Here is a 20,146-nt window from a genome sequence, read left to right as displayed (position 1 = left end):
AAGATGCCTTTGATTTCGCGTTTCATCCTTTTGCTGGGAGCGCTGCTGGTCAGCGCCTGCGCCCAGCAGGCTCCGGCCTTCGCGCCGCCGTCCGAGCGTCCGGTGGCGGCCAATGAGAAGCCGTGGCCGAAAAACCACGTGCTGGGTATCGCCTATCACGACGTCGAGGATCGCGACCCCGATCAGGCCGTGGTGGCCGTGCGCACCGAGCGTATGATCGAGCAACTGGCGTGGCTGCGGGAAAACGGCTACAAGCCGGTGACGGTCGATCAGATCATGGCTGCGCGCAAGGGCGGGCCGGAACTGCCGCCCAAGGCGATCCTGCTCAGCTTCGACGATGGCTATTCGAGTTTCTATACCCGCGTGATGCCGGTGCTGCGCGCCTACAACTGGCATGCGCTGCTGGCACCAGTGGGCGTCTGGATCGACACACCGCTGAATCAGCCAGTGGATTTCGCCGGCACTCCGCGTCAGCGCTCCGATTTTCTGACGTGGGATCAAATACGGGAAATCTCGCAATCGGGCCTGGTGGAAATCGCCGCCCACACTGATGCCAGCCACAAAGGCATCCTCGCCAACCCGCAAGGCAACCTGCAGCCGGCGGCCGCGACCCGGCGTTACGATCCAGTGACCAGACGCTATGAATCCGAGGCGGATTTCCAGGCGCGGATCCGCACCGACGTGGTTACCATCTCGGAAAAAATCCGCAAGGCCACCGGCAAGAAACCACGGGTCTGGGTCTGGCCTTACGGTACGGCGGATGGCACTTCGCTGGCTGTCGTGGGCGAGCAGGGCTACGAAATGGCCCTGACCCTCGATGACGGTCTCGATGCCCTCGACAATCTGATGAGCAGCCCGCGTTTCCTCGTCGCTTCAGACCCGGATGGCGAGCATTTTGCCAACAGCATCGTCGCAGTGCAGTCCGACTCTCCCATGCGTGTGGTGCACGTCGACCTGGACAACGTTTATGACCCGGACCCCGCACAACAGGAAGTCAACCTCGGCAAGCTGATCCAGCGCATGGCCGACATGGGCGCCAACACCGTGTTCCTGCAGGCCTTCGCCGATCCGAAAGGCGATGGACTGGTGCATTCGCTGTATTTCCCCAACCGTCATCTGCCGGTACGCGCCGATATCTTCGACCGTGTCGCCTGGCAGCTGCGTACCCGGGCTCACGTGAAAGTGTTCGCCTGGATGCCGGTGCTGAGCTTTGCGCTGGATTCGAAATTGCCACGGGTCACGCGCTGGGATCCGAAGACCGGCACTACCGCCGTCGATCCTGATCAGTACAAGCGGCTGTCGCCGTTCGATCCCGAAGTGCGGCGGATCATCGGTGAGATCTACGAAGACGTGGCGCGCCTGACTTCGGTCGACGGCATCCTCTACCACGACGACGCCGTGCTGTCGGACTTCGAGGACGCCAGCCCTGAAGCCCTGAAGGCCTACGCTGCCCACGGTCTGCCGGGTTCGATTGCGGCCCTGCGTGAAGATCCGGCCACCCTGCAGCGCTGGACCCGGTTCAAGAGCCGCTACCTGATCGATTTCACCCACGAACTGACTGCCAGGGTGCGGGCGATCCGGGGACCGCAAGTGCTCACTGCACGCAACCTCTTCGCCGAGCCGATTCTCAACCCGGAGAGCGAAGCGTGGTTCGCGCAGAACCTCGACGATTTCCTCGTGAGCTACGACTGGACGGCGCCAATGGCCATGCCGCTCATGGAAAAACAGACCCATGCGCAATCCGGCCCGTGGCTGGAAGAGTTGGTGGCGAAGATCAAGCAGCGCCCCGGTGCGCTGGATCGCACAGTGTTCGAACTGCAGGCCCGGGACTGGACGAAAAAGGATCAGGCCGACATCGATGGCGCACTACTGGCCGACTGGATGGGCCGTCTCAAGCGTCAGGGCGCGACCAGTTTCGGCTACTACCCGGACAATTTCCTCGAGAACCTGCCGGACCTGAAAACCGTGCGGCCTGCGCTCTCCAACAAATGGAACCCATGACATGCTGGATAGACTGCTCGCCCTGCTGGTTCTGGCGATCGTCCTCGGCGTCCCGCTGGGGCTGATCTTTCTGGTCACCGGGCAATTCCTGATGGACTTCGTGTTCTTCTACCCGCTGTTCATGTCCGGGTTGTGGATTTCCGGCGGCCTGTATTTCTGGCTGCACTGGGAGCGGCACTGGCCGTGGAAGGACGACACGCTGCCGCCGCCGCTGGCAGGTGAACCGCTGATTTCGATCCTGATCCCTTGCTACAACGAAGGCGATAACGCTGCCGACACCATTCACGCGGCGCTGGCCCAGCATTACCCGAACATCGAAGTCATCGCGATCAACGACGGCTCCAAGGACAACACCGCGCAAGTGCTGGATGCCCTGGCCAAGGAAGACCCACGACTGCGGGTGCTGCACCTGGCGGAAAACCAGGGCAAGGCCGTGGCCCTGCGCATGGGCGCCATTGCGGCGCGCAGCGAATATCTGGTGTGCATCGACGGAGATGCGCTGCTGGCGCCGAACACCGCCGCCTACCTGGTGGCGCCGATGCTCGACAACGCGCGGCTTGGCGCGGTGACCGGCAACCCACGGATCCGCACGCGTTCGACACTGGTCGGGCGAGTCCAGGTCGGCGAATTTTCGTCGATCATCGGCCTGATCAAGCGCACGCAGCGGGTGTTCGGACGGATCTTCACGGTGTCGGGTGTGATCGTGGCGTTCCGCCGCACCGCGCTGAACCGGGTGGGCTACTGGAGCCCGGACATGATCACCGAAGACATCGACATCAGCTGGAAACTGCAACTCGATCACTGGAGCATCTTCTACGAGCCCCGCGCCCTGTGCTGGATCCTCATGCCGGAAACCCTGCGCGGTCTGTGGAAACAGCGCCTGCGCTGGGCCCAGGGCGGCGCCGAAGTACTGTTCAAGAATATTCGGGGGATCTGGCAGTACCGCCATCGCTACCTGTGGCCGCTGCTGTTCGAATATTGCCTCTCGACCGGCTGGGCGTTCACGTTCCTGTTGTCGGTCATCTTCTGGGCCGTCGGCAAATTCGTGGTCCTGCCCGACGCAATTGCCGTGCATCACCTGATGCCGCCGGCGTTCACCGGGCTGTTGCTGGCGTTTGTCTGCCTGGTGCAATTCGCGGTCAGTATCGTGATTGACCGGCGTTACGAACCGGGCCTCGGTCGGACGATGTTCTGGGTGGTCTGGTATCCGTTGGTGTTCTGGTTCATCAGTCTGCTGACCACGCTGGTCAGCTTTCCCAAGGTGCTGTTCGGCCAGCATCAGAAGCGTGCGCGTTGGGTCAGTCCCGATCGGGGGATCAAACCGGTCGAGGACGACGAAGAGGAGGTCATCAAATGAAAATCATCCGGACCCGCCAGCGACCTTTTCTGGTGGTGATCGATGTGATCCTCACCGTGCTGGCCTGGGTCGGCCTGCTGTATCTGCTGGTACGCGGACTGTGGCCGTTGATTGAAACCCATGCCGGTGGTCCGCGTATCGACAACTCGGCGTTCGAGGCCCTGGGCACACTGCAGGTTTATCTGTGGGTGGCGCTGGTCAATGCCGTGATCCTGATTTCCTGGGCCCGTTATCAACAGCGCAAGAGCCGCAGTTTCGCCCAGCGTCGGTTGGCTGCACCGGTGGTTGACGATGACGGCCTGAGCAAAAGCTTCAAGCTGTGCGATGACCGTCTGCAGAAGCTGCGCAGCCCGGGCGTCATCACCATCCACAACAATCAGGAAGGCGACGTCAGTCACGTCGTACCGCACCTGTGGCCGGTTGAGCCTGCGGAACTGCCACCACCGCTGGCGCCGCTCGAGCACCCACGGGTGATCTTTCTGCACGCCGAGGACGACGATAACCGCGATCCCACGAACCGGCTCAACTGACCGCGCGAATCAGCCGCCAGGCCTCTTCCATGGGCAGCGGCTGTTTCATGCGTTCAGCCAGCAGCGCCATGGCGCGCTCCCGTTCACAGGCCACCGCAGCCACCACCAGGCCGTCGGCGCCGAACAGGCCGATGAAGGGCGGCTGTTCGGGCTCGCCCATGAATTCGATGGCGTCCCACTGTTCGGCATGGCCGAGATAGTCGTAATTGCGGCCGAAGTGCCAGGTCCAGAAATACGGCACGTCGAGGTAGTGTTCGTCGGCGCCGAGCATATTGGCGGCAGCGATCCGTGCATGTTGCTGGGCCAGGCGCCAGTGTTCGATGCGCGTTGGCTTGCCGCCTGACGGGAAGGTGGCGATATCGCCGATGGCCCACAGGTTGTCGGTGACTTTCATGCCGGCATCAACCCGAATCGATTGGTCTTCCTCCAGCGGTAATGAGGTGAACGCCGCGGTCGCCGGATGCACGCCGATCCCCGCCAGCACCAGATCCGCCGAAAGACGCAGACCGTTATCGAGCAACACCGCCTCGACCCTGCCATCGCCAGTGATCTCCCGGACGGCGTGATCGACGATGAATTTCACCCCGTTCTCTTCGTGCAGCGCTCGGACAGCCTTGCCCGTGGCCTCACCGAACTGCGCCGCGAAGGGCGTGGCGTGGCGCGCCAGTACCGTCACCTCGAGACCGTGCTGGCGCAGGGCTGAAGCACACTCGAGGGCGATAAAGCTGTCACCGATGATGACGGCGCGTTGTCCCGGCTCTGCAGTTCTCATGATCTGTCCGGCCTGTGACCTCGAGCGCAGGACAAATACCTGCGGCAGGTCTGCACCGGGCAATGCCAGCGTATTGGGCGTCGCTCCGGTTGCGAGGACGGCGGCGCTGTAGTTCAGCGTCCGGCCATCGGCCAGATTCAGGGTTCTGGTCGGCGCATCGAGGGCCACGACTTCGCCTGAAACCCGGTTGATGTGTTGCGCGCGGTAGAAGTCGTCATCACGCAAGGCCGGGGTTTGCTGTGATTGCATCTCGCCGGACAGGACAAATTTGCTCAATACCGTACGGTCGTAGCCAGCGTCCGGTTCACGGTCGATCATCACGATCCGCCCTCCAAAGCCTTTCTCCCGCAGGGCGGCGGCACACGCGGTTCCTCCGGCGCCGGAGCCGACGATGACAAAGGTGCGTTGGTCGTCCAGTGGTGGGCTGTGAGGATCCGGCAAAGGCTGGTCATCGACCCAGACATCATCACCGCGCAGTTCCAGCGGGTAGCGCTTGAGGCTGTCCAGCGCCGGCGGCTCGCACAAGGCGCCATCTTCAAGACGAAAGGCTGCCTTGTGCCAGGGGCAGATCAACCGGCCATGGCACACGGCACCCTCCGCCAGGGGGGCTCCGGCATGCGGGCATTCGCCCTGAAACGCGCGTAACTGGCCAGCCGTGCGCAACAGGACAATCCGGCAGTCGCCGATCTGTACTTCAAGGCCTCGGTCTTCAGGTACATCGGCGAAACGGGCGACACGATGCAAGGACATGAGTGTGCTCCACGGGTATTTCTCTTACGAGTCTGGCCCGGATTACGAGGTTCAGCCATTTCCCACTGCCACGGTGCGAACGGTACGGCTATAGTTTGCAGGCCGACGAAGGCCCAACTGCACAAGGTGCTCCCGGATGACCCGATTGACCTCTCTCAACCCTTGGCTGGCGGCCGTTGCCGTCGCCCTTTGCGTGCAGTTCCCGGCGCAGGCCCAGGAACGCTTCACCCTCAGCATTCCCGGTGTTTCGGACAATCGTCTGTTCACCGCGGCCGCCGCCAGCGACGCTGCCGGTTGCGGCGGCAAGAACCTGTCCCCGGCGCTGAGCTGGAATGCCGGCCCGGCCGCCACACAGAGCTATGCCATCGTGATGCACGATCCGGACGGCCAGAAAGGCCTGGGTGTCGATCACTGGGTTCATTACGGCATCAAGGCCACGACCCGGCAGATCCCGGCCGGCATCGGCACCAAGCCGACCTTCGAAGGCGTCGGTGGCACCAACAGCAAAGGTACGACCACCTATGTCGGCCCGTGCCCGCCGACCGGTGACAGCGCTCATCACTACATCATTCAGATCTACGCCCTGGACCTGGCCCCCGATGCGTTGCCGGCCGGCCTGACCCGCGCCCAGTTGCTGGAAAAGATCAAAGGCCATGTGCTGCGCAACAGCAGTGCGGTGCGGCGTTATCACCGCTGAAAAATATTCAGCGGCGTTTAACCCGAACGCAAAGGGCTGCCCGTCTCAGAGGTTGAATGGATCAATTCTTCCTCGAGGTCAGCCCCCATGTCTCTTTCTTCGATGCTTCTGCGACCCCTGGCTGCCGGTGTGCTGCTGGTCGTCGCCGGTTGCGGTGTTTCCTCCAGTCCGGAATCGGCTGCCGTGCCACCACCGGCACAGGCCGAATCCAGTCCACGGATACAGCACGAAGCGGTCATGGCTGATCGCGCGCTGGCCAAACGCAGCGCGCTCGTAGCGCCGATGGCCAGTTTTGCCCCGATGCCCGCCGGGGAAAGTTATCCACAGGGCTATCGCGTCGAGCAGCGCGAACAATATGCCAACCTGGCTGATAATCCGATCCACAGCGTTGCCGAAACACCCGTCTCGACCTTCAGCGCCGACGTCGACACCGGTGCCTATGCCAACGTCCGCCGACTGCTCAATCAGGGTCGATTGCCGCCAGAAGGCGCGGTTCGGCTAGAGGAGATGGTCAATTACTTTCCCTACGACTATGCGCTGCCCACCGACGGATCACCTTTCGGTGTAACCACGGAACTGGCCGCGACGCCCTGGAATCCGCATACCCGTTTGTTGCGCATCGGCATCAAGGCCTCCGACCGCTCGGTGGCGGAGCTGGCACCGGCCAATCTGGTGTTTCTGGTGGACGTATCCGGCTCGATGGATCGTCGTGAGGGGCTGCCGCTGGTCAAAAGCACCCTGAAGTTACTGGTCGATCAATTGCGTGAACAGGATCGCGTGTCGCTGGTGGTGTATGCCGGCGAGTCGCGAGTGGTGCTGGAGCCGACCTCCGGACGGGAAAAGGCGAAAATTCGCACGGCCATCGAGCAATTGACGGCGGGAGGCTCGACCGCGGGTGCCTCCGGCATCGAACTGGCCTACCAAATGGCGCAACAAGCCTTCATTCCCAAAGGGATCAACCGCATCCTGCTGGCCACCGACGGTGATTTCAACGTCGGCGTCAGCGACTTCGACAGCCTCAAGCAAATGGCTGTGGATAAACGCAAGACCGGGATTTCCCTGACCACCCTGGGCTTCGGTGTGGATAACTACAATGAACACCTGATGGAGCAACTGGCGGATGCCGGGGACGGCAACTACGCCTACATCGACAACCTGCGCGAGGCGCGCAAGGTATTGGTGGATCAGTTGGGTTCGACCCTCGCCGTGGTGGCGAAAAACGTCAAATTGCAGGTGGAATTCAACCCGGCGCAGGTCAGTGAATACCGGCTGCTCGGTTACGAGAACCGCGCGCTCAAGCGTGAGGATTTCAGTAATGACAAGGTCGATGCCGGTGAAATCGGTGCAGGGCATACGGTGACGGCGCTGTATGAAATTGTCCCGACAGGCGAGAAGGGCTGGCTGGAGCCGTTGCGCTACGGTCAATCGGAGTCGGTTGCTTCCGGAAAGAGCGGAGAATTGGCAATGCTGCGTGTGCGATATCAAAAGCCTGAGGGTGGGAAAAGTCTGCTGATCGAGCGGCCGATTGCCAGTCAGGTAGTACCGGCCAGTGAAGACCTGCGTTTTGCCGCCGCCGTTGCTGCGTTCTCCCAGCAGCTCAAGGACGGTCGTTACACCGGTGATTTCAGCCTCAAGGACACTGAAACCCTTGCTCGCGGTGCCCGGGGCGATGACCGATTCGGCCTGCGCAACGAATTCGTGCAACTGGTGGAGCTGGCACAGAGTCTGCGGGCCTCGATCGCTTCCAATACGCTGGCAACCGAGCGACGGGTTGAATAGTGAGCCGCCTGAAGGGCTTTATCAGCCAGCTGTTTGCCAGCGCCGACAACCTTGAGGCCAGCAGCGACGAATCGTTGCTGGCCCGTTATCGCGAGGGCGAGGGCAAGGCGTTCGAGATCCTGTACGCTCGTCATCGCCAGAGTCTGTATCGGTTTCTGCTCGGGTTGAGCGGCAAACCGGAACTGGCCGACGAGGTGTTCCAGGAGACCTGGCTGAGCCTGATCCGCAGCACCAGTCAGCTACAAGGCCGGGCGACCTTTCGTACATGGTTGTTCCAGATTGCCCGCAATCGCCTGATCGATCACTGGCGCAAACACGGTGTCCGGCAACCGCTGCATGACAGTTACGACGAGCAAATCCACGCCATCAGCGACGACGCCTCCGATCCCGAACAGCTGCTCAACCTCAGCCGCGACAGCGAGCGCCTGGAAAGCGCCCTGCAAACCTTGCCCGCCGACCAGCGCGAAGCTTTCCTGCTGCGCGCCCATGGCGACCTCGACTTGGCGCAAATCGCCAGCCTCACCGAAACACCGCTGGAAACCGTCAAGAGCCGTTTGCGCTACGCCCAGCAAAAACTGCGTCGGCTGCTGGCCGAGGAGGTACTGACATGACGGACGCCCGCCCGACCCCCGAAGAGCAAGTGCTCAAGCACGTGCGCGAACAGCACAACACCGAGCCGCCGGCGCATCTCGATGCGCTGATCCTCAACGCCGCCCGCCATGAAACCACGATGCCACGGCAGAGCCTGTGGCAACGCTGGCTCAAGGCCTGCCAGACACCGCGCTATCAGGTGGCTTTTGCCAGTCTGGTCGGCATCGCGCTGATGCTGTCGCTGGTGCAACGCGCGCCGGAGCCCGTGGCTCAATACGATTTCGCCCCCGCCGCGAAACCGGCTGCGCCTGTGGCCCGCCAGGAGGCCCGATCATTGTCGGCGCCCGCCGGCGCGCTTTCTGCGCCAGTTCCCTCGCCAATGGCGGAAATGGCTGCACCGATGCAGAGCGAATCGATCAGGGCCGACACGGCAGACGAAGCCAAGGTCAGCAAGCGCGCCGCTGCCCCGGCCAATGGCCTGGATGAGCAGCTTCGTGAAGTCCTGCGCTTGCGCGACTCCGGTCAATCGCAAGCGGCGGATACGCTGTACAACAATCTGCACAAACGTTACCCAGGCGTGAATCTGGACGTGCGTCTTGAACAAATCCGCCGGAATTGACCGATTGAGCCCCCAGCCATTTGGCATTGCCCTGCAAAAACGCGCACTATCGGGGCATTGCCGATGCGCTGGAGGATGCCGTGGCCCAAAAAATCGACCGCATCGCCCAAATGCTCAACTGCCCGGTGAAGGGTGAGGAACTGCGGCGGGCAGTGACGGAGAGTCGCAAGGAGTTTCTTCTGGCCAGACAGGCGGAGGAAGATCCGGGGCACGACGTGCTCGATGAGGAGTGGATCGAGGACGAAGAAGACGATGATGAATACGACGAGTTTGACTGGACGACGGAGTGAGCCGTCAATCGGCAGACACAAAAAAGCCCCGGACCTTAAAAGTCCGGGGCTTTTTCGTTTTGTTCATGGCGCACCAGGCGGGATTCGAACCCACGACCCCTGCCTTCGGAGGGCAGTACTCTATCCAGCTGAGCTACTGGTGCAGCGGGCGACATCATACCTAGGTCGGCTCGGGGCGTCCATGCCGGTTTTTGCCGGGCCATTGTCAGTGTTTGTGTCGGGTCCGGGGCGCATTCCGAAAGGCTGTAACGTCCTGCAAAATGCTCTCGTGGCAGTTTGGCGCAGCTGTTCTATTGTTTTCCTGCGGCGGGTTTCTCGATCGCCTTACTCAGGGAGAACAGCATGAGCGTCGTCAATCCTCAAATCACCGACTCCGTCACCCAGTCGAACGTGCAGGTGGTCGGTTGCGCACCGGCCACGGCCATCGCCATGCTGACCCAGGTCACCGGTCATGCGGTCAGTCTGGCGCTGCAGAACGCGGTCAGCCATCAGCAAGCGATGAATATCATCGGCAATGCGACGGTTGCAGCCGCCGTGCAGCAGATTCTGTCGGTGGGAGGGCGATCCTGATGGCCGGGGAAAAGGCGCAGGGCGAAAACGTGGAGCAACCGGCAGTCGACCCTGCCGCCGCAGCGGCGGCGTTGCTCGAGTCGCTCAATGAGCACTTGCTCAAGCAATCGGCCGATGGCGTGGGCGCCGAAGCCTTGAACCGCCAGATTGTCGAAGCGGTGAACCTGCTCAATGCTCAGCTTGCTTCCCATGCGCCCGCCCTGGCGCAGTTGGGGTCGGAACTGCTGGTCCGACAGGCCAGCGGGCTGGTGGCGCAATCGGCGGCGAGTTATTTCGACGGAGTTACCAAACTCGCCCTGGCCTCGCAAGGCGTGCTGTTGCGCAAGATGACCGAGAGCATCATCGAGGACGACCTTGATGCCGCCACCGAAAGTGCGCTTGGCGCCTTGAATACCCATCTTCTGGTGGGCGGCGCTGCGGCGGTGGCCGCGGCGAGCGGTGTGCTGGACGCCGACGGAGTGAACCAGGCTCTCGAGCGAATCGATCAGAGCATCGCCCGGTTCAACGCCAGCCATCCCGAGCGTACCTCGGGCGCCTGAGCAATATTTGCAACATCCACTGTCCCTTGAAAGGAGTCGGAAGATGGCAACCGTGAATGATCAGATTACCGATGCGGTCACCCAGAGCAGCGTCAAGGTTGTTGCCGAGGCGCCAGCCATGGCGATGGGCAGCGTTTACCAGAGCATGGCGCATTCGACCGGCATTCTGTTCGAGAACGCTGTCAGCGCCCAGCAGCAACAGAACACACTGGCGCAGGCGGCGACCAACCAGGGTGTGATGCAGATCTACAGCCTGGATACCACGGCGGGTGCCGGCGCGACGGAAAAAGTGGGGCAGACCGGGGTTGCCGACAACCTGACCAGTCTGTTGACGGTTCTAAAGTCGTTTCAGAACAAGTAGCCCTGACGTCTCGATCCCTGCCGTTCGGCGCCGGCAGGGAACGTCAACGCATGCACGCTGATCCGAAATGTTCAGCAATAGCGGTGTTTTTGTTCTTTTTTTCGAACGACCTATTGTCCTTTAACCCCTTTGATCCTAGGATCCGTTTGAGATTTCAAACGCTCTTTGATCGGGTGCCGAGCCGCACGTGTTTGCAACCGTGCACCATTGAGGTGCTCCAGCCCGTTGAATGATTTCCCTGACGGCAGCCTTGCGAGGCGCCTTTCTACAATCATAATTTTGCTCCGCGCTGGCCGCGGTGCTGTTAAGGAAAGCCGACATGCAGCTTAAAGACACCCAGTTGTTCCGCCAGCAAGCCTTCATCGATGGCGCTTGGGTCGACGCGGACAACGGTCAGACGATCAAGGTCAACAACCCGGCCACCGGCGAAATCCTGGGCACCGTGCCGAAGATGGGCGCCGCCGAAACCCGCCGTGCCATCGAAGCTGCCGACAAGGCCTTGCCGGCCTGGCGCGCACTGACCGCCAAGGAGCGCGCAGGCAAACTGCGTCGCTGGTTCGAACTGATCATCGAGAACCAGGAAGACCTGGCTCGCCTGATGACTCTCGAACAAGGCAAGCCGCTGGCCGAAGCCAAGGGCGAAATTGTCTACGCCGCTTCGTTCATCGAGTGGTTCGCCGAAGAAGCCAAGCGTATCTACGGTGACGTGATTCCAGGCCACCAGCCTGACAAGCGCCTGATCGTGATCAAACAACCGATCGGCGTGACCGCCGCCATCACCCCGTGGAACTTCCCGGCGGCAATGATTACCCGTAAAGCGGGCCCTGCGCTGGCCGCCGGTTGCACCATGGTGCTCAAGCCGGCTTCGCAAACCCCGTTCTCCGCTTTCGCCCTGGCCGAACTGGCCCAGCGCGCCGGTATCCCCAAAGGTGTGTTCAGCGTGGTGTCCGGCAGTGCCGGCGACATCGGCAGCGAGCTGACCGGCAACCCGATCGTGCGCAAACTGTCCTTCACCGGTTCGACCGAAATCGGTCGTCAGCTGATGTCGGAATGCGCCAATGACATCAAGAAAGTCTCGCTGGAGCTGGGCGGCAACGCACCGTTCATCGTGTTCGACGACGCGGATCTGGATAAGGCCGTCGAAGGCGCGATCATTTCCAAATACCGCAACAACGGCCAGACCTGCGTCTGCGCCAATCGTCTGTACATCCAGGATTCGGTCTACGATGCTTTCGCCGAGAAACTGAAAGCGGCGGTCGCCAAGCTGAAGATCGGCAACGGTCTGGAAGAAGGCACCACAACCGGCCCGCTTATCGACGAGAAAGCCGTGGCCAAGGTGCAAGAACACATTGCTGACGCGGTAGGCAAAGGCGCTACCGTGCTGGCCGGTGGCAAGCCGATGGAAGGCAACTTCTTCGAGCCGACCATCCTGACCAACGTGCCGAAAGACGCGGCTGTGGCCAAGGAAGAGACCTTTGGCCCGCTGGCGCCACTGTTCCGCTTCAAAGACGAAGCGGAAGTGATCGCGATGTCGAACGACACCGAGTTCGGTCTGGCCTCCTACTTCTATGCTCGCGACCTGGGCCGTGTGTTCCGTGTGGCGGAAGCCCTGGAATACGGCATGGTCGGCGTCAATACCGGGCTGATCTCCAACGAAGTCGCGCCGTTCGGCGGCATCAAGGCCTCCGGCCTGGGCCGTGAAGGCTCCAAGTACGGCATCGAGGATTACCTGGAAATCAAATACCTCTGCCTGGGCATCTGAGCCCGGCAGAAGATCGCTGTAAACGCAAAGGGCACGAGAGCGCTGTCCCTTTGCGTCGTTTCAAACCGGAATTTTCTCTGCGGCCGGGAACGCCGTGGCAGTCGATCATCGCATGCTGTCACCGCCAATCCTTGCGCTTAATCCTTGAACCACGCCGCCCGATGAGCGGTGAATGAGGACTGTAATGAGCAAGACTAACGCTGACTTGATGGCCCGTCGTACCGCTGCTGTTCCACGCGGTGTTGGCCAGATTCACCCGATCTTCGCCGATTCCGCGAAGAACGCGACCGTGACCGACGTTGAAGGTCGCGAGTTCATCGACTTCGCCGGTGGTATCGCCGTACTGAACACCGGCCACGTGCACCCGAAAGTCATCGCTGCCGTGACCGAGCAATTGAACAAGCTGACCCATACCTGCTTCCAGGTACTGGCCTACGAGCCGTATGTCGAGCTGTGCGAAAAAATCAACGCACGCGTGCCGGGCGACTTCGCCAAGAAAACCCTGCTGGTGACCACCGGTTCCGAAGCCGTCGAAAACGCCGTGAAGATCGCCCGTGCCGCCACTGGCCGCGCTGGTGTGATCGCTTTCACCGGTGCCTACCACGGTCGAACCATGATGACCCTGGGTCTGACCGGTAAAGTCGTGCCTTACTCGGCCGGCATGGGCCTGATGCCAGGCGGCATCTTCCGCGCGCTGTACCCGAACGAACTGCACGGCGTGAGCATCGACGACTCGATCGCTTCCATCGAGCGCATCTTCAAGAACGACGCCGAGCCGAAAGACATCGCCGCGATCATCATCGAGCCTGTGCAGGGTGAAGGTGGTTTCTACGTCGCACCGAAAGAATTCATGAAGCGTCTGCGTGCCCTGTGCGACCAGCACGGCATCCTGCTGATCGCTGACGAAGTGCAGACCGGCGCTGGCCGTACCGGCACTTTCTTTGCCATGGAACAGATGGGCGTTGCCGCCGACCTGACCACGTTCGCCAAATCCATCGCTGGCGGCTTCCCGCTGGCCGGTGTGTGCGGTAAGGCCGAATACATGGACGCCATCGCGCCAGGCGGTCTGGGCGGCACCTACGCCGGTAGTCCGATCGCTTGCGCTGCGGCCCTGGCCGTGATGGAAGTGTTCGAAGAAGAGAAACTGCTGGATCGCTGCAAGGCTGTCGGTGAGCGTCTGGTAACCGGTCTGAAGGGTATCCAGGCCAAGTATCCGAAAGTCATCGGTGAAGTGCGCGCCCTGGGTGCGATGATTGCCGTCGAGCTGTTCGAAAATGGCGACAGCCACAAGCCGAACCCGACCGCAGTCGCTGCCATTGTGGCCAAGGCGCGTGAAAAGGGCCTGATCCTGCTGTCCTGCGGCACCTACGGTAACGTACTGCGCGTACTGGTTCCGCTGACCTCGCCGGATGAGCAACTGGACAAAGGTCTGGCGATCATCGAAGAGTGCTTCTCGGAACTGTAAGTCCGGGCACTGTGTGATCGGTTCAACAGAAACCCGCTTCGGCGGGTTTTTTTACGCCTGTTGAAACACATCCTGTGCATTCGGGCTGTATCGAAGCGCTCGCATTGGCTAAGGTTGAAGCATTGCAAGGGAGGGCGAGCATGTCAGCCGTCGAATTACCCGCTGTACCCCGAGTCCTGATTGCCGAGGCCGATCCATGGTCCCGCGACTTGCTCAAACAGGTTCTGCTGAACGTGCGCTGCGATGCGCGGCTGGATCTGTGCGCCGATGGCCAGGAGGCGATGTCTTTGCTCAGTGAAGTGCCTTATGACCTGGCGATCGTCGACTGGGAGCTGCCCGGCGTCGATGGCTTGAACGTGTTGCGCAGTGTCCGCCAGCGCAAACGCAATCCGCCGCTGCCCTTCATTCTGATGAGCAACCGCAACGACAGCGCCAGTGTGCGTGAAGCCCTGCCGCTGGCGCCGACGGCTTACCTGGCCAAGCCCCTGAACATGGAAAGCCTGACCGAGCGTTTGCAGGGTCTGCTGCTCACTGCGGGTGAGGAAGTGTTCTGCGAAGTGCCTGCATTGGCGCCGGGCATGACCCTGTCGGTATTCCTTGAGCGTCGCCGCGAACAGGCCGATGGCGCACCGCTGATGACTGACGTGCAGGTGGCAGTCAAACGCAGCCTCAACCCCAACGGTCTGGATCTGAGGCTGCTGGAGGAGGAGATCCGCACCGATCCGCAGATCACCGCTGTGCTGATAGCAGCGGCCAACAGCGCCGCTCAGCACCATGGCGCGCCGGTACAGACGTTGGCCCAGGCTTTGCAACGTCTGGGCACCGGACAGAGCATGAACCTGATTCTCGGCCTGGCCCTCAAGCGCAGCGCCAGACTCAGCGATCCGTGCCTCGCGGACTACGCCGAGCGCTATTGGGGCCTGTCGCTGCACACCGCCGAGTACGCCCGCACGCTGGCGCGTCTGCTCGACCTCGATCAGGAGCGCTGTTACTGCGCCGGTATGCTGCATCGTCTCGGCGATCTGGCACTGCTGCGTTGTTTGCAGGAGTGGAAGCAGGCGGGCGGCGAGCTGGACGAGCTGGAGGAAATCGGCGATGCGCTGGCCGAGTTCGGTGCGGCATACGGCTCGGCGTTGCGTACCCGCTGGCGCCTGCCGCTGGAGCTGCGCGAGTTGATTGCCTCGGTCTATCAGCTCGGTGGCGGTGTGTACTCGCGCGAGGCACTGGTGATGAACATGGCGGCGCAGATGGCGCGGCTGACCGAGCATGAGGGTGTTGAAGAGCTGGCGAAGAGCCGCACGGCGCGATTGCTCAAGATTGGGTTGCCGGAGTTGACGCGGATGCGCAAATAACCTGTGGAAGCGGGTGAACCCTGCTCCTGCAGGGTCAGGTGTCGAGTCGAAAATCCGGTGTCAGCCCGAGATGATCCTGTTCTTGCCCTGACGCTTGGCCTCGTACATCGCCGCATCGGCCCGGGCGAACAGGGCGTCGAGATTCTCGTCTTCCGGGGTGAGGCTGGTCAGGCCCTGGCTGACCGTGATGCCGAACGCCTGTTCACCCTGACTGAAACTCAGACGCTGAATCTCCCGTTGCAGACGCTCGGCCACCTGCATCGCCATGTCCGGCGCACAACCAGGAAACACCGCTGCGAATTCCTCACCTCCAATCCGTCCGAACAGGTCGCCCCGGCGCAATGAGGCACGACCGCATTCAGCGATCCGTTGCAGAACGTTGTCGCCTTCCGGATGGCCGTAGGTATCGTTGATCACTTTGAAATCATCGATATCCAGCAGCAGGAACGCCAACGGCGCGGCCTGGAGGCGAGCCTCTTCAAACTCGCGATTGGCGCATTCGAAGAAGTGCCGACGGTTGCTGCTCTGGGTCAGCACGTCGGTGGTGGCCAGGCGCTGCAGTTCGCTTTCCATCTGTTTCTTTTCGGTGATGTCTTCGGCGAGACCGACGATGATCACCGGTTGTCCAGGTTCTTCCTGGCGGTTGATGAAACACTTGTCGCTGATCCAGCGTACCTGGCCGTCAGCGTCGATGATCCGGTATTCGCGGTCTTCCACGGCGCCTTTGTGCAGCACTTCGGCGAGGCTGCGTTCGGCGTATTCGAGGTCTTCGGGGTAGATGCTGTCGCGCCACTGGTTGTAGTCGGCCAGCAACAGGGCAGCCGAGCGGCCGAAAATCCTTTCATAAGCAGGGCTGACGTACAGCACCTGACGGGTTTCCCAGTTGAAGGCCCAAAGCACGGCGTTGACACTGACCAGCAGCGAGCTGAACAACTGTTCGCGCTCGCTCAGTCGGGCGACTTCGCCCTGGGCGTGCATCAGTGCCATCAAGGTTTGCGCGGCTTCTGGCCACTGGGGAGGGGACGAGTCTTTTTGATTGTTGTTGACCATCGACACGGATCTCAAAGGGCGTGCCGGGAAGTCGACAACGGCCACGGGATAGCCCGCCAGAGTGGCGAAGTGTCTTTGAGATAGGGTATCGCGAGTGAAGTTCCGCGCTTTCGTGGAGAGGGAGTTTGCTCCCGCCGGGCGGTAGTGACGACGTGTTCCGAAGAAAACACGTCGCCAGCTTTTGCGTTTGCTGTGCAGTCTTCGCGGGAGCAAGCTCCCGCGCCACAATCAGGCAGGGCGTAGCGAGTAGGTTTTCAACTGATCGGCAAATTCACGCAGGGACTGGATACCACTGGCCTCGGCCTCGTGTACCCAATCCTTGATGGCCGCGAGCATGTCGTGGCCATTTGCGCTGGTCTTGACCCAGATCTGCTGCAGGGCCAGGCGTTTTTCGTAAATTACCTTCAGCGCCTGGCTGTGTTCGAGCATGTTCTGGATGCGTGCGTGATGACGATCCTCGAGCAGGCTGGTTTCACGGGAGAGCAAACGCTTGGCGCGGTGGAACTGGTGACGTACCGAATGATCGACCTTGGCCAGTTCCTGCTTGACCAGCGGCCCGATCACCAGCTTGCGGTACTGGGCCATGATCTGGAAACGGTTGTTGAGGATCGCCATGGCTGTGTCCATGTCGAGGCTGCCCTTGCCTGCCACGCGGTGAGCGATCGGAGCGACCCGTTGTACCCTGGCCAGGCGCAGGAAACAGAAAACCTTGATCCAGGCCCAGCCGAGGTCGAACTCCCACTTCCTGACCGACAGTTTGGCCGAGTTGGGGTACGTATGGTGGTTGTTGTGCAACTCTTCGCCACCGATCAGGATGCCCCACGGCACCAGATTGGTCGCGGCATCGCGGCATTCGAAGTTGCGGTAGCCGACGGCGTGGCCGAGGCCGTTGACCACGCCGGCGGCCCAGACCGGAATCCACATCATCTGGATCGCCCAGATGGTGATGCCGATGGTGCCGAACAGCATCAGGTCGACGACGGCCATGAGCGCCACGCCCAGCAGGCGATAGCGGCTGTAGAGGTTGCGTTCGATCCAGTCTTCCGGGCAGTTCTTGCCGTAGATGCGCAGGGTCTCGGGGTTCTGCGCTTCTTCGCGGTACAGCTCGGCACCTTTGCGCAGCACCGTGGACAGACCTTTGACGACCGGGCTGTGCGGGTCATCCTCGGTTTCGCATTTGGCGTGGTGCTTGCGGTGGATGGCGGTCCACTCGCGGGTGTTCTGTGCGGTGGTCAGCCACAGCCAGAAACGGAAAAAATGCTTCAGCCCGGCATTCAACTCCAAAGAGCGATGGGCCGAGTAGCGGTGCAAATAGACCGTGACGGAAACAATCGTCACGTGGGTCATCAACAGGGTCACGGCGACCAGCGACCAGGCCGACAAACCAAGAAAACCTTCGTACCACATAGGCTATAGGGCCCTCGATAGAGAAAAAACAGCCGTTGCATTATCACCAAGCACACAGATAAAACCAGTCGCCCTTTCAGATAAGAGATGGCTGGATGTTTCTTGACCTATAATCCCGACATTTTTTGTAGGGACATGGACGGCCGAATGTCTGCCACATACCGCGATGCCTTGCGTGCAGCGCTGCTTTACCTGGTTCTTGCCGTTGTCTGGCTGCAAGGAACTGGCTATTTATTGAACAGTTTCTTCGATAGCTCTGCTGATCTGGTGCGTTGGCAACTGATCAACGGTTATGTCTTTGTGGCGCTCAGTGCCGGGCTGATCTTCCTCGCCCGGGCGCGCCTGTTCGAATGTCTGGGCATCGGTGCCCGGTTGCGCGAGCGTCAGGCCGATCGCGAACGCCTGCGCCAGGCCGCCGCGGTGTTCGACTGCACCCGCGAGGGCGTGCTGGTCACGGATCGACAGGGCCTGATCGTGCACGTCAATCGAGCCTTCATGGAAATCACCGGTTATCAGCACGACGAAGTGCTTGGCCGTCAGCCCAGCCTTTTCAAGTCCGGACACCATCCGCCGGGGTTCTATCAGGCGATGTTCGCCACCTTGCAGGCGCAGGATGAATGGAGTGGCGAGATCTGGAACCGGCGCAAGAGCGGTGAAATTTATCCACAGTGGCAAACCATCCGGGTGATTCGTGACGATGACGGTCGCCTCAGTCACTACGTTGCGGTGTTTTCCGACATCAGCGCGATCAAGGATTCGGAGCACGAACTCAAGCACCTGGCCCACCACGATCCGTTGACCGACCTGCCCAACCGTTTGCTGTTCAGTGACCGCGCCGAACAGGCACTGGCTTCGGCGCAGACCCACAAGCGTGGTTGCGCGTTGCTGATGATCGATCTGGACCACTTCAAACTGATCAACGACAGCCTCGGCCACAATATCGGAGATCGCCTGCTCAAGTCGGTCGCTGTGCGTTTGCAGGCGCTGTTCGGATCGGGCATCACGCTGGCGCGCCTGGGCGGCGACGAGTTCGCGGTGCTGATGGAAAGTTGTCCACAGCCGGCGCAGGCAGCGGCATTGGCCCAGCGCATTCTCGATGCCCTCAAGGAGCCGTTCTGCCTCGACGGCCACGAGTTATTCATCAACGCCAGCCTCGGTATCAGTCTGTTTCCCAGCGATGCCTTGAGTGCCGAGCAACTGCTGCGCAATGCCGATGCGGCGTTGTTCAAGGCCAAGAGCAGCGGTCGGAACGGCTACGCGCTGTACACCGAAGAACTGACCGCCCACGCCCAGCAACGGGTGGAGATTGCGTTCGAATTGCGTCGAGCATTGGAGCAACAGGAGCTGCGGGTCTACTACCAACCGGTGCATGACCTGCAGACCAGCCGCCTGGTAGGTGTCGAGGCCTTGGTGCGTTGGGAGCACCCACAGCGTGGTCTTGTGTCACCCGCAGAGTTCATTCCGATTGCCGAACGCACCGGGATGATCGCCGAGATCGACGCCTGGGTGATGCAGCAGGCCTGTCGGCAGATGTGCCAATGGCAGCAGGCCGGGGTGGTGCTGTCGTTTGTTGCGGTGAATGTGTCGTCGCGACTGTTCGCGCGCCGCGAGTTGTATCAACAGGTGGCAAAGGTGCTGCATGACACCGGGCTGGATCCTGCCTATCTGGAACTGGAAGTCACCGAAAGCGCAGTCATGGACGACCCGGAGGTGGCGCTGGAGCAGATGCATCGTCTGCGTGAACTTGGGATTCGTCTGGCCATCGATGACTTTGGCACCGGTTACTCGTCGCTGTTGCGGCTCAAACGCCTGCCGGTGCAGAAGCTCAAGATCGACCAGGGTTTCGTCGCCGGCCTGCCCTGGGACGAAGACGATGCAGCGATAGTCCGGGTGATCATCGCCCTGGCCCGCAGCATGGGCATGCAGGTGCACGCCGAGGGTATCGAGCAGGCCGAGCAGGCGGCGTTTTTGCTGGAACAGGCATGCGATCTGGGGCAGGGCTACTGGTTCGGGCGCCCGGTGCCAGAAGCGCAGATCGACTGGGCCAGAGCGCCGGCGATCGGCTGAAGGATGTGCGCAGCGGGTTTGCGAACGGGCAAATCCGCCGCAAACCCTTGCTGCATCACATAATGTTTTCCAGTTATATAAACATTCTTAAATAGTCTTTTTAAGAATATCTGCGCCTCTCTTATATTGCTCCCACGCCGAACGCAGTGCCGCCACTGCCAGGCATATCCCATCCAAAGGAGCAGCA

Annotated in this window: 18 protein-coding genes and 1 tRNA gene; 15 read left to right on the top strand and 4 right to left on the bottom strand. The window is 61.3% G+C overall.

What is annotated here, in order from left to right; genetic code table 11:
• Nucleotides 1–3 precede the first annotated feature (3 nt).
• From pgaB to pgaD, 3 genes are read left to right on the top strand one after another with little or no spacing between them, the layout of a single operon-like run.
• Nucleotides 4–2,001, top strand: coding sequence for a poly-beta-1,6-N-acetyl-D-glucosamine N-deacetylase PgaB (gene pgaB, locus ACK6BI_RS06915; RefSeq protein WP_409316461.1), 1,998 nt, complete (start codon nt 4–6; stop codon nt 1,999–2,001).
• A 1-nt stretch (nt 2,002) separates the two neighbouring features.
• The gene (gene pgaC / locus ACK6BI_RS06910; protein WP_409316460.1) at nt 2,003–3,358 is read left to right on the top strand and encodes a poly-beta-1,6-N-acetyl-D-glucosamine synthase; all 1,356 of its coding nucleotides are present in this window, start codon (nt 2,003–2,005) and stop codon (nt 3,356–3,358) included.
• Nucleotides 3,355–3,888 (top strand): poly-beta-1,6-N-acetyl-D-glucosamine biosynthesis protein PgaD, encoded by a 534-nt coding sequence (gene pgaD, locus ACK6BI_RS06905; RefSeq protein WP_409316459.1) that lies wholly within the window; start codon nt 3,355–3,357, stop codon nt 3,886–3,888. The genes pgaC and pgaD overlap by 4 nt, the downstream gene beginning before the upstream one ends.
• Here pgaD and ACK6BI_RS06900 read toward each other — a convergent pair.
• On the bottom strand, nt 3,881–5,410 hold the full coding sequence (locus ACK6BI_RS06900; RefSeq protein ID WP_409316458.1) for an FAD-dependent oxidoreductase: 1,530 nt from the start codon (nt 5,408–5,410) through the stop codon (nt 3,881–3,883). The genes pgaD and ACK6BI_RS06900 overlap by 8 nt on opposite strands.
• A 136-nt stretch (nt 5,411–5,546) precedes the next feature.
• Between ACK6BI_RS06900 and ACK6BI_RS06895 the strand changes: the two genes are divergently transcribed.
• From ACK6BI_RS06895 to ACK6BI_RS06875, 5 genes are all read left to right on the top strand, one after another.
• A complete protein-coding gene (locus ACK6BI_RS06895; protein ID WP_065257467.1) occupies nt 5,547–6,107 on the top strand; it encodes a YbhB/YbcL family Raf kinase inhibitor-like protein in 561 nt (186 codons plus the stop codon).
• Between the two features lie 87 nt (nt 6,108–6,194).
• On the top strand, nt 6,195–7,886 hold the full coding sequence (locus ACK6BI_RS06890; protein WP_409316457.1) for a vWA domain-containing protein: 1,692 nt from the start codon (nt 6,195–6,197) through the stop codon (nt 7,884–7,886).
• A gap of 29 nt (nt 7,887–7,915) precedes the next feature.
• Complete coding sequence (locus tag ACK6BI_RS06885; RefSeq protein ID WP_409316496.1) at nt 7,916–8,497, top strand: RNA polymerase sigma factor; 582 nt, start codon at nt 7,916–7,918, stop codon at nt 8,495–8,497.
• A complete protein-coding gene (locus ACK6BI_RS06880; RefSeq protein WP_409316456.1) occupies nt 8,494–9,096 on the top strand; it encodes a hypothetical protein in 603 nt (200 codons plus the stop codon). The genes ACK6BI_RS06885 and ACK6BI_RS06880 overlap by 4 nt, the downstream gene beginning before the upstream one ends.
• Nucleotides 9,097–9,116: 20 nt before the next feature.
• On the top strand, nt 9,117–9,386 hold the full coding sequence (locus tag ACK6BI_RS06875) for a hypothetical protein (RefSeq protein WP_409316455.1): 270 nt from the start codon (nt 9,117–9,119) through the stop codon (nt 9,384–9,386).
• Nucleotides 9,387–9,452: 66 nt separating this feature from the next.
• Here the strand turns inward: ACK6BI_RS06875 and ACK6BI_RS06870 are convergent.
• Nucleotides 9,453–9,529, bottom strand: a tRNA-Arg gene (locus ACK6BI_RS06870).
• Between the two features lie 199 nt (nt 9,530–9,728).
• Between ACK6BI_RS06870 and ACK6BI_RS06865 the strand changes: the two genes are divergently transcribed.
• The 6 genes from ACK6BI_RS06865 (at nt 9,729) to ACK6BI_RS06840 (ending at nt 15,435) form a co-directional block, all read left to right on the top strand.
• Nucleotides 9,729–9,956, top strand: a complete 228-nt coding sequence (locus ACK6BI_RS06865) for a RebB family R body protein (protein WP_409316454.1) — start codon at nt 9,729–9,731, stop codon at nt 9,954–9,956.
• Nucleotides 9,956–10,495 (top strand): hypothetical protein, encoded by a 540-nt coding sequence (locus ACK6BI_RS06860; protein ID WP_409316453.1) that lies wholly within the window; start codon nt 9,956–9,958, stop codon nt 10,493–10,495. The genes ACK6BI_RS06865 and ACK6BI_RS06860 overlap by 1 nt, the downstream gene beginning before the upstream one ends.
• Nucleotides 10,496–10,538: 43 nt before the next feature.
• Nucleotides 10,539–10,856, top strand: coding sequence for a RebB family R body protein (locus ACK6BI_RS06855; RefSeq protein ID WP_409316452.1), 318 nt, complete (start codon nt 10,539–10,541; stop codon nt 10,854–10,856).
• Nucleotides 10,857–11,175: 319 nt separating this feature from the next.
• Nucleotides 11,176–12,618 carry an NADP-dependent succinate-semialdehyde dehydrogenase gene (gene gabD / locus ACK6BI_RS06850; RefSeq protein ID WP_409316451.1) on the top strand — a complete coding sequence of 481 codons (1,443 nt, stop codon included), beginning with the start codon at nt 11,176–11,178 and terminating at the stop codon, nt 12,616–12,618.
• A 184-nt stretch (nt 12,619–12,802) separates the two neighbouring features.
• Nucleotides 12,803–14,083, top strand: a complete 1,281-nt coding sequence (gene gabT, locus ACK6BI_RS06845; RefSeq protein ID WP_260521762.1) for a 4-aminobutyrate--2-oxoglutarate transaminase — start codon at nt 12,803–12,805, stop codon at nt 14,081–14,083.
• A 140-nt stretch (nt 14,084–14,223) separates the two neighbouring features.
• Complete coding sequence (locus ACK6BI_RS06840) at nt 14,224–15,435, top strand: HDOD domain-containing protein (protein ID WP_409316450.1); 1,212 nt, start codon at nt 14,224–14,226, stop codon at nt 15,433–15,435.
• 60 nt (nt 15,436–15,495) lie between these two features.
• On the opposite strand, the gene ACK6BI_RS06835 is transcribed toward ACK6BI_RS06840, so the two are convergent.
• Nucleotides 15,496–16,485, bottom strand: a complete 990-nt coding sequence (locus ACK6BI_RS06835; RefSeq protein ID WP_409316449.1) for a GGDEF domain-containing protein — start codon at nt 16,483–16,485, stop codon at nt 15,496–15,498.
• A 228-nt stretch (nt 16,486–16,713) separates the two neighbouring features.
• The gene (desA, locus tag ACK6BI_RS06830) at nt 16,714–17,892 is read right to left on the bottom strand and encodes a delta-9 fatty acid desaturase DesA (protein ID WP_409316448.1); all 1,179 of its coding nucleotides are present in this window, start codon (nt 17,890–17,892) and stop codon (nt 16,714–16,716) included.
• A gap of 147 nt (nt 17,893–18,039) precedes the next feature.
• Here desA and dibA point away from each other — a divergent pair, with 147 nt between their 5' ends.
• A complete protein-coding gene (gene dibA / locus ACK6BI_RS06825; protein WP_409316447.1) occupies nt 18,040–19,959 on the top strand; it encodes a phosphodiesterase DibA in 1,920 nt (639 codons plus the stop codon).
• Nucleotides 19,960–20,146: the final 187 nt, after the last annotated feature.

It is taken from the genome of Pseudomonas sp. KCJK9016 (assembly GCF_046231795.1).
GTDB classification, from domain to species: Bacteria; Pseudomonadota; Gammaproteobacteria; order Pseudomonadales; family Pseudomonadaceae; genus Aquipseudomonas; species Aquipseudomonas bananamidigenes.
This window is presented reverse-complemented; position numbering and strand designations above follow the sequence as displayed.